The sequence below is a fragment of the Photobacterium panuliri genome, assembly GCF_059920555.1.
Map to the genome: position 1 here is coordinate 1,066,754 of NZ_CP197192.1, position 13,912 is coordinate 1,080,665.

A 13,912-nucleotide genomic window follows, 5' to 3' on the forward strand; every position below is an offset into this window, starting at 1 on the left:
CCCGTCTCGTTGTTAGGTAATACTAATCTTATTCGTTAGCTCATTCGTTGGATTGGTATAAATGGCATAGCCTGGCCCGTACATGGGCATTGATGGTATATGCTAGAGTTAGAAGCGTCTCACTGAGGGAGAACGGCATTGATTACAAATAGGATGAAGCTGGCATGTCTGGCTCTGACCATGGTATTGGCCGGGTGTTCTTCACCCCAGCAGCAATGGAACCAGCCACCGATGGCCGTTCCGTTCCAGCCAACCATTCAGCAACAGATCCAGCTGGCCCGCATCGACCAGTTGCTAAAGCGCAACGATTTGGACAATGCCACATTGGCACAGGTGTTCTACGAGCGCGGCCTGCTGCGCGATAGCCTTGGCTTGCGTGATCTGGCCCGCCTAGACTTCAACCAGTCGTTGTCGCTTAAGCCGGATCAGCCTGACGTATTCAATATTCTTGGTGTCTACTTTATCCAGAGCGCCCACTTTGATGCGGCATACGAAGCATTTGACTCGACCCTTGAGCTGGATGTGACCCATCCGTTTGCCCAGCGCAATCGCGGTATCGCCCTGTATTACGGTGGTCGCTACCAGTTGGCCTATGAGGATCTCAATGCCCACTACCAGCAGGGTATCAATGATCCCTACCGGGCGATTTGGCTCTACTTGGTGGAGCTTGAGCGTGAGCCCGAGAAGGCCCAGCAGAAACTGCGCAACTGGTATGATGCCAGCGACAAGCAAGAGTGGGGATGGCAGATTGTCCGCCTGTATCTTAATGACGTCAGCGAGCGTGATTTCCTCAACAGTATTGCCCTAGAGAGCGAAGACAACGACATGCTGGCGGAGCGCCTGACCGAAGCGTATTTCTACCTTGGCAAGCGTTACCACCACAACAAGGATTTCCCGGCTGCGCTGATGCTCTATAAGCTGACGCTGGCAGGCAATGTCTATGAGTACGTCGAGCACCGTTTCGCGCTGCTGGAGCTCAACAGACTGATGACCGAGGTCAACAACCAGCCGCAGCCTTCTGCCGTCACGGACAGCAACGAAGAGGCCTGATAGGCCGGGTTACCGGATAAACAAAAAAGCCGCGTTTTATAATGCGGCTTTTTTTATGGTATCGGCAGGCTGTTATTCGATGTTCAGGCCGGCCAGGTTGTGCCAGTAGCCATTGCACTGGTGGCCGCCGGCAAGCGGCTGCGGGTGGCTGCCGGTTTGGTTGGCGCGGAAGTCGTCGACCACCGACAGGGTGTCGATACCCAGCGGGCTGAGGCGGACAACGTCGACCAGCCCTTCCATTCCCTTGAGATCATTGATCAGGTTGTAGCAGTAACCTGATTGGGTCTGGATACCGTTGAGGGTGAAGACTTTCTGCTCTTCCTGGCTGTTCACCGTGATCCCGGTCGGGTACTTGATGCAGCAGGTTTCGCAGTCATCCTTGGCGCGATCTTCGGCGCGGGCGGTGAAGCAACGGGCCGAGTAGGCCAGCGGCAGGTAGCCGTAACTGAAGACTTCCGTTTCGAACTTGTCGCGGATCCCCATCTGCTCGCACTGCTCGGCGACATTCTGCAGCCACTGGCGTGACAGCTCAACCGGCATGCACCAGCGAACCATGCCTTTTTTCAAAAACAGGTTCAGGGTCTGGGCGTTATAGCAGTTGACCGCAGGGCCGACCACGAACGGTACACGCTTTTCGTGGGCAAGCTGGATCGCCGACACGTCATTGGCCTCGACAATGAACTCGCCGTTGTCGATGTATTTCTTCATCACGTTGACTTCGCTCGGCGCCTCGAGCAGTGCCATCGTCGACAGGACGACCTGCTTGCCGGTACCGGAGATATCACGGGCGATATCAAACCAGTGGGCCGGTTTCATCTCGCGGCGTTTTGAGCACACCGTCTCGCCAAGGTAGATGATATCGGTATTGGCTTGTTTGGCTTGCTGGTAGAAGGCTTCCACGTCTGTTTGCGGCCAGAAGTACAGCAGCGGACCAAGAGAATATTTCATGCTGGCTCCTTATTGCCATTTACGGTGGTAGGCACCCAGAGTGGTCTGTTTGCCTTCTGAGACATTGCCCAGACAGGCGTTCCATGCCGGTTCGACACTGTAGCCCTCAGGGTTGGCCTGATAGCGGTCGATGGCCGCTCGCCAGGTTTTGGTTACCTGCTCGACATAGGCCGGGCTGCGCTGGCGTCCTTCGATTTTCACCGAGGAAATATTGGCCTTGAACAGCTCAGGCAGAATCTCCAGCGTGTTGAGGCTGGTTGGCTCTTCCAGTGCATGGTAGCGGCGGTTCTGGCCATCGAGGTTCACATCGAAGCGGCCTTTGCACAGGGTCGGGTAGCCAGCGTTCTCGCCTGCTGCGTAACGGTCGATCAGCACTTCGTTCAGGCGCGATTCCAGTCCCTGAGCCGTTTCCTGCCAGCGTACGAACTTGGCGGGTGAACAGGCTCCCACGGTGTTTGGCGACTCGCCGGTCATGTACGATGACAGGTAGCAGCGGCCTTCTGACATAATGCACAGGCTGCCGAAGGCAAACACTTCTAGTTCGACATCGGTATTGCGGGCCAGTTGCTTCACCTGGTGGATCGACAATACGCGCGGCAGTACTACGCGCTTCACATTGAAGTTCTGCTTGTAGAAGTCAATGGCTGCGGTGTTGGTGGCCGAGGCCTGTACCGACAGGTGCAGTTCCAGATCCGGGTATTTGGTTGCGGCGTAGTCAAGTACCGCGATATCCGCCACGATCAGGGCGTCGACGCCCATCGCTGCGGCGTTGTCTACTGCCGTGCGCCAGCGGTCGAAACCATCTGGGTGGGCAAAGGTGTTAAGTGCAACGTGGAGCTTGCGGTTGTGGTCGCGAACATATTCGACGGCTTTCTCAAGCTTGCGGCCTGAAAAGTTGAGTCCTGCAAAATGGCGCGCATTGGTGTCATCTTTGAATCCGATGTATACCGCGTCGGCGCCGTTGTCGATGGCAGTTTTTAGCGCTGGCAGGTTGCCAGCGGGGCAAAGTAGCTCCATTTTTTTATCTACCAAGGTGGAATGAGTCATGGAGCAAATAGTAGGGGGCGAGCGCCCCCGAAGTTTTGATATCAGGCAGGTTTTGTTGATTTAGGACAACTTATTTTCCATTAATGGTGCTTTCCCGATGAATAATTCGCCGTTGTGTGCTCCGGGTATACTCATCGGGCATTGCCGTTATTCTATTATCCGACCCGGGCGTGTTTGTGGAGCAGTGCTTCTACCTCGTTTTTCGGGATCGGCTTGAAGAAATGGAAGCCCTGGATCGCATTGCAGTTGAGGTTCGACAGCAAGGTGGCCTGCTGGCGGGTTTCGACCCCTTCGGCTACTACGCTCATATTGAGTGACTTGCCGAGGTTGATGATATTCTCGATCAGGGTCAGCTGCTTGGGCACGGTGTCGATGTCCTTGATGAAGGCACGGTCGATCTTCAGCTCGTCCAGCGGGAAGCGGGCAAGGTAGGAGAGCGACGAGTAGCCGGTACCGAAGTCGTCGATAGAGAGCGAGAACCCGAGTTTCTTGATGGCGTTGAGCATCTGGATCGTATGCTCGCCGTCGCTCATTACCGCGCTCTCGGTCAGCTCGAAGGTGATATCGAGCGGGTTGACCCCGGTTGCCTTGCGCAGGTTATCGACGAACTGGATCAGGTTGGGGTTGCCGAACTGCTGCGGCGAGAGGTTGATCGCCACCTTGCCCTTGAGCAGGTTTTGCGACTTCCACTGGCGCACGGTGGTGAACACCTCGCGCATCACTGCCTGGCCGAGTTGCTCGATCATCCCCGAGCGCTCGGCGACCGGGATAAACTGCCCCGGGCTGATATAGCCTTCGACCGGGTGCTTCCAGCGAACCAGTGCCTCAGCCCCGTCTATCGAGTAGTCGCGGGCATTCACCTTGGGCTGGTACCACACTTCCAGCCCTTTGTTCTGCAATGCTTTTTGCAGCTCTATCTCGAGCCATAGCTGCATCCTCGCTTCCTTATTCATCTCCTCGGTGAACTTGACCACGCGGTTGCGGCCGCGGTGCTTGGCCTCGTACATTGCGGTATCGGCATTTTGCAGCAGCACCCGGGCATCGTTGCCGTTGCCGGGGTAGCTGACCATGCCGATAGAGCAGGCAAGGTGCTTGCTGAAATGGTGGAGGTTGAACGGCTGGTTGATCAGCGAGATAACCTGATCGGCGATCAGATCGCCGCTGCGGGCATGCTCGGGGTTGGGTAGCAAGATGGCAAACTCGTCACCGCTGAGGTGGCCAATGGTGGCGTTGCTCGGCAGCAGGCGGCGCAGGCGCTGGGCGATTTCCTGCAAGACCTGATCGCCGATATGGTGGCCGAGTGAGTCATTGATGTTCTTGAAGTTGTCGATATCGAGGTAGAGCATGGTCAGCGGGGTCTGCTGGCCGATTATCTGCTCGAGCTGGCGGCTGAAACCGTGGCGGTTGTACAGTCCGGTGAGCGGGTCGATATGGATCAGGTGTTCGATTTTTTCCGGCTTGAGGGCATTTTTGCTGTTGTCTTGCAACAGTATCAGCTTGGCCGGTGAACCGAGGAAGTTGATGGCCGTCGACGACAGTCGCAGCGGGCGCTGGCTCGGACAGTGACTGCTGGTTTGGCAATTGCGTGACTCACCCCGGCTGAGTGATTGCAGGTGTGCCTTGCGAACCGGCTTGCCGTTGCTGTCGGTAATAAAACGGCCGAGCTCCATACCCTTAATATCATTGGTAGAGGCAAAGCCAAGCAGAGCGGCGGCCTGCGGGTTGGCACTGAGGATGGTATTGTCCTCGACCACGCAGCACCCGTCGTTGATCAGCAGGCTGAGTTCTTGAATCTGCTGCTCGAGATCTTGAATCGAGTGGGTCAGGATCTGGCGTTCGGAGGTATCGATACAGTGCAGCACGATATAGAGCACCTTGCCATTGCTGTCACTAATCGGTGCCAGAGTGAAGTGCATGCTGGTATCATGGCGGTTGTCGTTGAGCACAACCTCGCTTTCAATGCGTTCGCCCCCGAAGGCGCGTTCGTAATAAGGGCGCATGGTTTGGTAAAACGTCTGGCCGAGGGTATCGGTATCGTTAAGACCGATCAGCTCTTCCCGCGTCATACCGCTTATTTCACAGTAGCGACTGTTGACGACCAGATAGTTGTGCTGGGCGTCGAGTACCGCGAATAAAAATGGGCTATGGTCGGTTAGCAGGGGGAACCAGAAGTTGAGTTGCTCTGTCGGCATGATTAGAAGCGTCTGTCCATTGTAGCTGCCATCTGAGACAGGTTGATTTCAAAGTAATATACCCTGCCTCAGGCAGGGTTTGCCAAACTTTACCCCGACAAAACCGGTTTTTTTGACTCAAGGCATAAAATACGAGCCTTTTGTTGCCATACAATCGTTAGGGTTTGTTATCTTTCTTAGTAAAGCGACAACCTTACAGATGATCTAAAGAGGATGATTACATAGTGATTGCTCAACTGAGAAAACAGCTGGTCCAGCGTGGCCCTGCATTGCTACGCGTACCGGCAAGTTTCACCCCTTTTTCTATCCAGAAAAAAGTGATGCTAGAAGGGTTGGGACTGGTTTTTAAGGAAGCCTTGGAAGATGGAGATTTTGAGTTTCTGGAAGACCGTTGGCTGAAAGTGGAAGTACGCGATCTTGGCCTGCAGTGGTTTATTAGCTTCCAGAATGAGCAATTGGTGGTTTCCCAGCATGTTGACCAGGAAGATGTCAGCTTCAGCGGCGACTTTCATGACCTGCTGCTGATAGCGGCTCGTAAGGAAGATCCGGATACCCTGTTTTTCCAGCGTCGCCTACGTATCGAAGGCGATACCGAACTGGGCCTGGAAGTAAAGAACCTGATGGACAGTATCGATCTTGACTCGTTGCCAGGGCCGATGAAGTTCATGCTCGAGCAGTCTGCCGACTTTGTTCACAAGGGGATGACAACGCCTGATAATCACCGTGAGGTTGCCCATGCTCATCAGAACTGAGGCTCCAGCCGATATCCTACCTATTGACCGTTTGCTGAAGTCGGTGTTCGATACCGAGGCCGAAGCCAATTTGGTGATGAAGCTGCGTGAAAACGGTCGCTGTACGTTGTCCTTGGTGGCTTGTAACGACGAGGGCGAGGTGGTCGGCCACCTATTCTTCAGCCCGGTACTGCTCGATGGCGAAGACTACTACTGGCAAGGGCTTGCACCGATGGCGGTCAACGCGGACTACCAGCGGCAGGGGGTTGGCCTGGCGATGCTTGAAGAGGCCAAGCAAATGCTGGCTGAGTTCGGCTACCCGGCAGCCGTTGTGCTCGGGCATAGCGACTACTACCCGAAAGCGGGGTTCGAAGTGGCTGCCAAGCACGGCATCTTGTGCCCGTATGACGCACCTGAAGAAGCGTTCATGGTGCAGGCATATGTTCCCGGCGCACTCGAAGGCCGAACAGGAACTATTGAATATTGCCCCGAGTTCGCCGATTTGTAGTTAAAAGCGGTAAAAGTCGAACAAAACAAAAACCACCCTCAGCGGTGGTTTTTTGTTGTCTAAAAAATATTACCGATCGTGTTGATTTATGAAACTTATTATTTTTTATAAATCACTGAAATGGAGCAGAAATAGAGCAAAAAGCATTTTTGTGCTCACAAAATAGACGGAATAACCCTACAAATTATTCCTATATGGAATAGTGATTATTTAATAATCACCTATGCACTTACCATGCACTTTATCACTTGCTTGTTGGCTATATAGTCGATTACCCTTACGCCTCAAAATAAAGAGTTATTCCTAAAAATAGCTAAAAGCGGTCAAAAATCCGCTGTAGCACGAATAACTCACTGGATTATATATAAGGCGTGTTACGGAATTGCGCAATCAACCGTAGGGCGGTAGCGTATCAAATGACATTGAATAGACATTTCAAATCCCTTTCTTTGGCCCTCGGTGTAGTAATAGCGCTGGGTGGCTGTGCCAACAAACCTCGCGAAGTCAAAGCGGATATCCCCTTGGTAACGGCGAATAGCCAGCAGCCCAATGGCGAGATTATTCCACAGCAGTATTGGCAGGCGCTGGGCGATCCGCTCGCGGTTACCCTTATCCACCCAAGCCTGAGCGTAGAGCTTGGCCCGCTGTACTTTTCTGCTCTCGGGCAGCAGTGCCGTACGCTTGTCATCGCAGACAAATACATCAGCAACACCCGTATTGCGTGTGCGATAGATGTACCGGACGAGGCCCCGTCCCCCAAGTGGTATCTGAGCAACAGCGTTGTGCAAGGTGCCGTCGAGCTAACGCTATAATGCAATCGTAATATTATGACTCCTATATTAAGTAAATGGCTTGGGGCATCGCTGGTTATTGCCTCATTCAGTGCCCACTCTGCCGTCAATACCTCTTTTCAGCTAAATCCATCATCGTCAGCAATCCCCCCCGAAGCCAACATGGCGAATGCCCAAGTGCCGCCTAACCAAGCACTGGAAAATGGCACCTATACCAAAGAGAACCGCAGCAACCTGCTATTGCCGGGTGAGGCAAATGTGCGTGATTTGCTGCCGTCTTCTGGTGAGGCGCTGCCGCCGCCATACGGGGCCAACCTGTTTGCCGGTGGTTACGAAACCGAGCGAAGCGATGGCCTGAGTGACAACTACCTGATTGCCGCTGGTGACAAGGTGAATATCTGGCTGTGGGGGGCGGTGAACTACTCCAACGTCGCCACCGTTGATAACCAGGGCAATATCTTTATTCCTGAAGTCGGCCCGATTAATGTCCTGAATGTAATGGCCAGCAAACTTAATGCGCTGGTGACTCGAAAAATCAAACAGGTCTACACCAATAACGTTAACGTCTACGTCAATTTGCTAACGGCAACGCCGGTGAGCGTATACCTGACCGGGCCGGTGATCCGCCCTGGGCAGTACGCAGGCATGGCATCGGACTCGGTGCTGTACTTCCTAAAGCGTGCCGGTGGCATTGATTCGGAGCGCGGCAGTTACCGTGCCATCCAGATCCTGCGCAACCAGAAAGTGATTGCCGATATCGACCTGTACGATTTTATCCAGCAAGGCAAGCTCGCCAATATCAGCTTCAAAGATGGCGATGTGATTCTGGTCAAACCGCAGAAGGCGGCCATCACTGTTTCTGGCGGTGCGCGCAACCCGTTCCGTTTCGAACTGGATAGCGAGCAGGCGATGGGTAGCGAGCTATCGGCCTATGCCAAGCCGCTGGCCAAGGTCTCTCATGTTGGTGTGGTGGGTAACCGTGCCGACGGGCCGTTTTCGCGCTATATGACCTATCAGGACTTTCAGTCATTTGAAGTGCAAGACGGCGACAAGGTGATTTTCAACGATGACCTTTACGCTCCGGTTATCGACGTGCAGGTTGCAGGCAGCTACCTTGGCCCATCGTACTTTGCCGTTACCAAGCGTACCCGCTTGCATGACTTGCTGAGCTACATCCCGGTTGACCCCGAGCTGGCTGATTACGACTCGATTTACGTGTTGCGCCAGAGTGTGGCCGCAAAACAAAAAGAGATGATTGAGGAATCGCTGAATCGCCTTGAGCGCAGCGTGTTTACCGCCCCGGCTTCATCGGATGGCGAGGCAGCGATCCGCGCCCGCGAAGCTGAGATGGTGCTGCGCTTTACCGAGCGTGCCCGCAAAATCGAGCCATTGGGCAAGGTGATCGTCTCCGACAACGGTCAGATCGCCAACATCCTGCTTGAGCAGGGCGACAAGATTGTTATCCCGAACAAGACCGATCTGATCCAGATTGGCGGCGAAGTGCTGATGCCGCAAGCGGTGGTGTACAACCCAGAAGCAACACTGGATGACTACATTGCCTGGGCAGGCGGTTTTACCGACCGTGCTGAAGACCAGCGCATTGCTGTTGTTCGTGCCAATGGCCTTGTCGAGTTCGATAGCAATGAGCCGCTCCAGAAAGGCGATCAGGTATTGGTACTGCCGAAGGTCGACACCAAGACCATGCAGGCCGTGAAAGATATCACCCAGATCATCTATCAGATTGCCGTTGCGGCAAATGTGGCGATTAACTAATACATGAACAGAGAATATGTAGTCCTTTCCCTTGACCCGATGTACTCGCCGCTGCATGAGAAAATTGCTCGGCTGGTGGCAAAAAAGAAATATGCCGTGACATCGTGCTTGTCGAAGAAGGTCTATTTGCCAACATTTCCGATCCATCTGGCTGCCGGGCTGATTGCTAAAGTCAGTCCGGCGCAGGCAAAGCCGTTTCATGGCAAGATCCGCGAGCTGGAAACCTATCACCACGCCTTTGCCAAAAAGCGTGAGCACCGTGAACTGAACGAGCAGGAAGTGGCTTATATGGCTCGCTTCTATGTGGCGATCAAGGCTTTTATCGTTGATAAGCAGATTGACCTGGTGCTGGTCAACAACGATACCCGCTGGCATCACGCCATCGCCATAGAGGTATGCCGTGAGCTGGGGATCCGCTACCTGGTGACCGAGCAGGGGCTTATCCGCCCCCATACCACGGTGATCGACCCGAAAGGGGTCAACGCCTATGCCGATATCCGTTTCGGCGGTATCGAGCAGGGTGGCAGCACACAGAGCCTCCATTCGTCATTCAGACCTAACGACAAGCATGACTCGTTGAAGTCGATGTTCTTCTTCTTGCTGTTTTTGCTCGGGTTTGCTGCCGAACGTTGGACCGGGAACAAAACCGTACTGCGTTATCTCCACAACAACTACAGCTTGCGCAAGTACGGCAAGCGGGTGGTCAATCGCTTCAAGCCGCGCAAGAAGCACTGTAGCACCTTGGCGGGGAACAGCGCATTGTTGTTGCTCCAGCTTGATTACGATTCGCAGGTTCTGATCCACAGCCCGTTTGAATCCAATCAAGAGGTGATTGATCTGGTTGAGGGGATCACCCAGAGCCACGGGATGAATCTGGCCATCAAGGCCCACCCTCTGGATATGGCGCATTACTCCCTGAGTCCGACCAGCTACTGGGTTGACGGCAAAATCCCGGATCTGACCGAGCAGGCCCAAGTGGTGTTTACCATTAACTCCAGTGCTGCCATTGACGTATTGCGCACCAATACGCCGCTGATCTTGATGGGTGATTCGATTTACGAGCACCGTGGCATTGCCTGCCGCCTGAATCCGGCTGCCGGGGCCGACTGTATCGCCGAGGCCGCCAGCAACACCGATGCCAACGAGCGGCACCGATTTATTGATTACCTTAGCCACCAGTATTTGCTGCTGGGCGCGGGTTACTCCTATTCCCCGCAGATCCTGCGGGACAAGCTCAAAACCATTCTTCAATAAGCTTACCGAACCCCACGGCGGTAATGTGATAGCCAGGAGGCGCAGTCATGAAAACGCTTGATATAAACGATTACTACTCAGTGTCCACCGAGCGGCAATCAGCCCTCGATTCCATTGTCAGCACCTTTCGCCATCAAGCCTCGGCGCTGGAACTGATGGCGAATAACATTGACTATAGCCAATACCAAAAAGCCATTGCCTATATGGCCGAGTGTCAGGGGCATGTGATTGTCTGTGGCATGGGTAAATCCGGCCATGTCGGGAAGAAGATTTCGGCAACCTTGGCATCGACTGGTACCCCGAGCTTCTTCTTGCACCCAAGTGAAGCCTTCCACGGCGACTTGGGCATGATCACCCGTGATGATGTGATCATCCTGATTTCCAACAGCGGTGAAACCGACGAGGTGTTGCAGCTTATCCCGTCGCTCAAGCTGTTCGGCAATAAGATCATTTCTATCACCGGCAAAATCAATTCAACCATGAGCAATAATTCTGATGCGACCTTGCTGCTGGCTGAGTCGCAGGAGTCGTGCCCGAACAATTTGGCACCGACCACCTCAACCACTCTGACCATCGCCTTGGGTGATGCGCTGGCCGTTGCTTTGATGAAAATGCGCCAGTTCCAGCCGAACGATTTTGCCCGCTTCCATCCGGGGGGCTCGCTGGGCCGCCGCCTGCTGACCCGGGTCCGTGATGTGATGGTCAAAGAGCACCTGCCGCTGGTGGATGTTAACGATGCGATGACCTCGATTGTGATCACCATGAACGAGGGGCGTAAGGGCGTCGCTATTGTCACCGACAACGGCACGCTCAAGGGCATTATTACCGATGGTGACTTGCGTCGGGCGCTGGCTGAAAAAGCGGCGTTTAGCGAACTCAAAGCGTGTGATTTGATGACCGCCACCCCGAAGACCTGTTTCGACACAGAAATGCTCTCTGATGCCGAAGAGAAAATGCGTGAGCATGCGGTTTCGTCATTGGTGGTATTGAGCGACAGCAACAAAGTAGTCGGTCTGGTTCAGTTGCTGAATATTTAAATGGGCGAGTTAAGACAAGCATTAAGGGTGCAGGGCCGGGTGCTCTACGCCCTGATTTTACGTGAGGCCCTCGCCAAATATGGCAAAAGCCAGATTGGTTATTTGTGGGCGGTGTTTGAACCGTTGGCTCAGGTGTTGGTACTGGTGGCGATTTTCTCCGGATTGGGGCGGCAATCGCCGGTCGGTGGTGATTTGGCCGTGTTTTTTACCACCGGTATTGTGCCTTGGATGATCTATAACAGTATATCGTCACGTCTATCTGGCGCGCTCGGTGCCAATCAGGCACTGCTTTCATATCCCCATGTGACCCCGTTTGATGTTCTGATGGGGCGTGCCTTGTTGGAATCGACCACCATGCTGGTGGTATTCGCGTTGATTGTGGCATCACTACAGTTAATGGGGAAAGCGCTGGCTGTTTATGACTTGTTTCATGTATTGATGGGTTTACTGGTGTTGATTGTTTTCTCGACAGGGGTTGGGATGATTAACTCGGCAATCCGAATTTACTTCGATAGTTGGGACAAGCTTTTCAATGCCTTTAACCGTCCGCTTTACTTTTTGTCCGGTATTTTCTTCACTGCAGCCAGCCTGCCGCCGCAGGCGCGGGAGTATCTACAGTGGAACCCAATTTTCCAATGTGTAGAGTGGGTGCGTAGCGGTTTCTTTTCGACCTATCAGAACACCTACATCAACTACGGCTACGCCGTGGCCAGCAGCGCGGTGATGTTCTTGCTTGGCCTTGCCCTTACCCAATACACCCGACATAAAGCACGCAATTTATGATTGAGCTTATTAACGTATCTAAAACCTACTGTACTGCCAGTGGCAAAAAGCAGGTGTTAAAGCCCTGTACCCTTAACTTTCCCAAAGGCCGAAACATTGGCCTGTTGGGGGTTAACGGTGCCGGTAAATCCACCTTGTTGCGGATGATTGCTGGCTCTGAAGCGCCGACAACAGGGGTGATTAAGCGTAACGTCAAAATGTCGTGGCCATTGGGCTTTGCTGGTGGGTTTAATGGCTCAATGACTGGTGCGGAGAACCTGCGTTTTGTCAGCCGGATTTACGGGGCCGACATCAAGCTGGTGACCGAGTTCGTCAAGGAGTTTTCTGAGCTGGGTGACTACTTGGATATGCCGATCCGCAGCTACAGCTCGGGTATGAAGGCAAGATTGGCGTTTGGCCTGTCGATGGCCATTGATTTTGACTGCTATCTGGTTGATGAGATCACCGGGGTGGGGGATCGCCGCTTTCAGGATAAATGCCGTGATGCCTTTAAGGCGCGCAGCGAAAAATCCAGCTTGATCATGGTGTCGCACAGTATGCCGACCTTGAAAGAGCACTGCGACATGGGGTTGGTATTGTCTGGCGGTGAGCTGACGTTTTACGAAGATATCAATGACGCGATAGATAACTATTTGACACTTTCAAAATGAAATTACAGAAAAAGTACAAGTTATTCCTTAACAAGGTCTGGAAAAACCGTAACAACAAGCAGCGCAGCTTCTTGTTGATGGTGATTTTACCCACGTTGCTAGCGGCTTTTTATTACAGCTTTATCGCTGCGGGCCTTTACGTGGTTGAAACTCGGTTTGCCGTTAAGGGCAACGAGATGCAGCAGATTGATTTGCTGAGTGGGCTGGCGGGTATTCCGGCGCAAGGTGGCAGTGCGACAGATTCTTACATTGTCCAAGATTACATACAGTCGATAGACATCGTACGTGCCATTAGCAAAGAGGTGGATTTGCGCGCCATGTTTAACCACCCCGATGCTGACTGGTTGTCGGCGATGGGCTATCAGCCGACCCAAGAGCAACAGCTAAATTATTGGCGTAAGCGGGTCACGGTGTCTTACGACCCGACCACCACCATCATTACTTTGAAGGTACGGGCATTCAGCGCCGACGATGCCAAACTATTGGCTGAAGCGGTGTTGAATCAAAGTGAGATTCTGGTCAACAACCTCTCTGAGGTGGCACGAACCGATGATCTTGCCTTTGCTGAAAATGAAGTGGCGCGGGCAGAAGCCCGGGTAACCGCAGTGCGGGTGGCGATGAACGATTTTCGCAATGAGGTGAAAGACCTTGACCCAACTCAAACCGCCAGTGCCAAAATGATGCTGATTGGTGAGTTGGAAGTGCAACTTGCCAAGGCCCATGCCGAGCTGAACGCCTTGACCAGTTACATGGACGATCGCGCCCCGGCTGTAGTGAACCTGACCCGCCGGGTACAGGCACTCACCCAGCAAATTCAGCACGAGAAGCAGAATATTACCGGAGACAGCAAAACCCAGCCAGCCTTGAGCGGGGTATTTGCAGATTACGAGCCTTTGTTGGTGGAACGTACCTTCGCCGAAAAGGCCTATACCTCGGCGCTGGCTTCCCTTGAAGCCGCCCGAATTGAAGCGGCGCGCAAGCACCGTTATTTGGCGACCTTTGTGGCGCCAATTCACCCAGATGAGGCCATCGAGCCGCAGCGGCTAAAGTCGGTTGTCACCGTATTGATTGCCAGTTTGATGAGCTGGGCAATTGGCCTGTTGGGACTGGGAATTATTAGAGAGCACGTTGGTTGGGTGTGACCAGTT

13 protein-coding genes are annotated in these 13,912 nt (G+C 53.5%); 10 read left to right on the forward strand and 3 right to left on the reverse strand.

All coding sequences use genetic code 11. The annotated features are described in order from the left end of the window. The first annotated feature begins 138 nt into the window (after nt 1-138). Nucleotides 139-1,050, forward strand: coding sequence for a lipoprotein NlpI (gene nlpI / locus ACSF8X_RS05125; protein WP_500850827.1), 912 nt, complete (start codon nt 139-141; stop codon nt 1,048-1,050). A 72-nt stretch (nt 1,051-1,122) separates the two neighbouring features. Here nlpI and ACSF8X_RS05130 read toward each other — a convergent pair whose 3' ends face one another. The 3 genes from ACSF8X_RS05130 to ACSF8X_RS05140 all read right to left on the reverse strand — a co-directional run bounded on the left by ACSF8X_RS05130 (nt 1,123) and on the right by ACSF8X_RS05140 (nt 5,237). Continuing rightward, nucleotides 1,123-1,998, reverse strand: coding sequence for a U32 family peptidase (locus ACSF8X_RS05130; RefSeq protein ID WP_500850828.1), 876 nt, complete (start codon nt 1,996-1,998; stop codon nt 1,123-1,125). A 9-nt stretch (nt 1,999-2,007) separates the two neighbouring features. After that, nucleotides 2,008-3,015 carry a ubiquinone anaerobic biosynthesis protein UbiU gene (ubiU, locus tag ACSF8X_RS05135; RefSeq protein ID WP_500850829.1) on the reverse strand — a complete coding sequence of 336 codons (1,008 nt, stop codon included), beginning with the start codon at nt 3,013-3,015 and terminating at the stop codon, nt 2,008-2,010. A gap of 185 nt (nt 3,016-3,200) precedes the next feature. Next, nucleotides 3,201-5,237, reverse strand: a complete 2,037-nt coding sequence (locus ACSF8X_RS05140) for a sensor domain-containing protein (RefSeq protein ID WP_500850830.1) — start codon at nt 5,235-5,237, stop codon at nt 3,201-3,203. Between the two features lie 224 nt (nt 5,238-5,461). On the opposite strand from ACSF8X_RS05140, the gene ubiT reads away from it, so the two are divergent. The 9 genes from ubiT to ACSF8X_RS05185 all read left to right on the forward strand — a co-directional run bounded on the left by ubiT (nt 5,462) and on the right by ACSF8X_RS05185 (nt 13,906). Continuing rightward, on the forward strand, nt 5,462-5,989 hold the full coding sequence (gene ubiT / locus ACSF8X_RS05145) for a ubiquinone anaerobic biosynthesis accessory factor UbiT (protein WP_047879713.1): 528 nt from the start codon (nt 5,462-5,464) through the stop codon (nt 5,987-5,989). After that, a complete protein-coding gene (locus tag ACSF8X_RS05150) occupies nt 5,973-6,476 on the forward strand; it encodes a GNAT family N-acetyltransferase (protein WP_500850831.1) in 504 nt (167 codons plus the stop codon). Before ubiT ends, ACSF8X_RS05150 begins: the two co-directional genes overlap by 17 nt. A gap of 416 nt (nt 6,477-6,892) precedes the next feature. Continuing rightward, nucleotides 6,893-7,288 carry a hypothetical protein gene (locus ACSF8X_RS05155; protein WP_500850832.1) on the forward strand — a complete coding sequence of 132 codons (396 nt, stop codon included), beginning with the start codon at nt 6,893-6,895 and terminating at the stop codon, nt 7,286-7,288. Between the two features lie 15 nt (nt 7,289-7,303). Next, nucleotides 7,304-9,040 carry a polysaccharide biosynthesis/export family protein gene (locus ACSF8X_RS05160; RefSeq protein WP_500850833.1) on the forward strand — a complete coding sequence of 579 codons (1,737 nt, stop codon included), beginning with the start codon at nt 7,304-7,306 and terminating at the stop codon, nt 9,038-9,040. Between the two features lie 3 nt (nt 9,041-9,043). Further along, entirely contained in the window at nt 9,044-10,294 is a 1,251-nt protein-coding gene (locus ACSF8X_RS05165) for a capsular polysaccharide export protein, LipB/KpsS family (RefSeq protein ID WP_500850834.1), read from the forward strand. A gap of 47 nt (nt 10,295-10,341) precedes the next feature. Further along, nucleotides 10,342-11,331 (forward strand): KpsF/GutQ family sugar-phosphate isomerase, encoded by a 990-nt coding sequence (locus ACSF8X_RS05170; protein ID WP_500850835.1) that lies wholly within the window; start codon nt 10,342-10,344, stop codon nt 11,329-11,331. Further along, complete coding sequence (locus ACSF8X_RS05175) at nt 11,332-12,114, forward strand: ABC transporter permease (RefSeq protein ID WP_500850836.1); 783 nt, start codon at nt 11,332-11,334, stop codon at nt 12,112-12,114. Further along, complete coding sequence (locus ACSF8X_RS05180; protein ID WP_500850837.1) at nt 12,111-12,764, forward strand: ABC transporter ATP-binding protein; 654 nt, start codon at nt 12,111-12,113, stop codon at nt 12,762-12,764. The genes ACSF8X_RS05175 and ACSF8X_RS05180 overlap by 4 nt, the downstream gene beginning before the upstream one ends. Next, a complete protein-coding gene (locus ACSF8X_RS05185) occupies nt 12,761-13,906 on the forward strand; it encodes a KpsE/RkpR family capsule polysaccharide export protein (protein WP_500850838.1) in 1,146 nt (381 codons plus the stop codon). The genes ACSF8X_RS05180 and ACSF8X_RS05185 overlap by 4 nt, the downstream gene beginning before the upstream one ends. Nucleotides 13,907-13,912 lie beyond the last annotated feature (6 nt).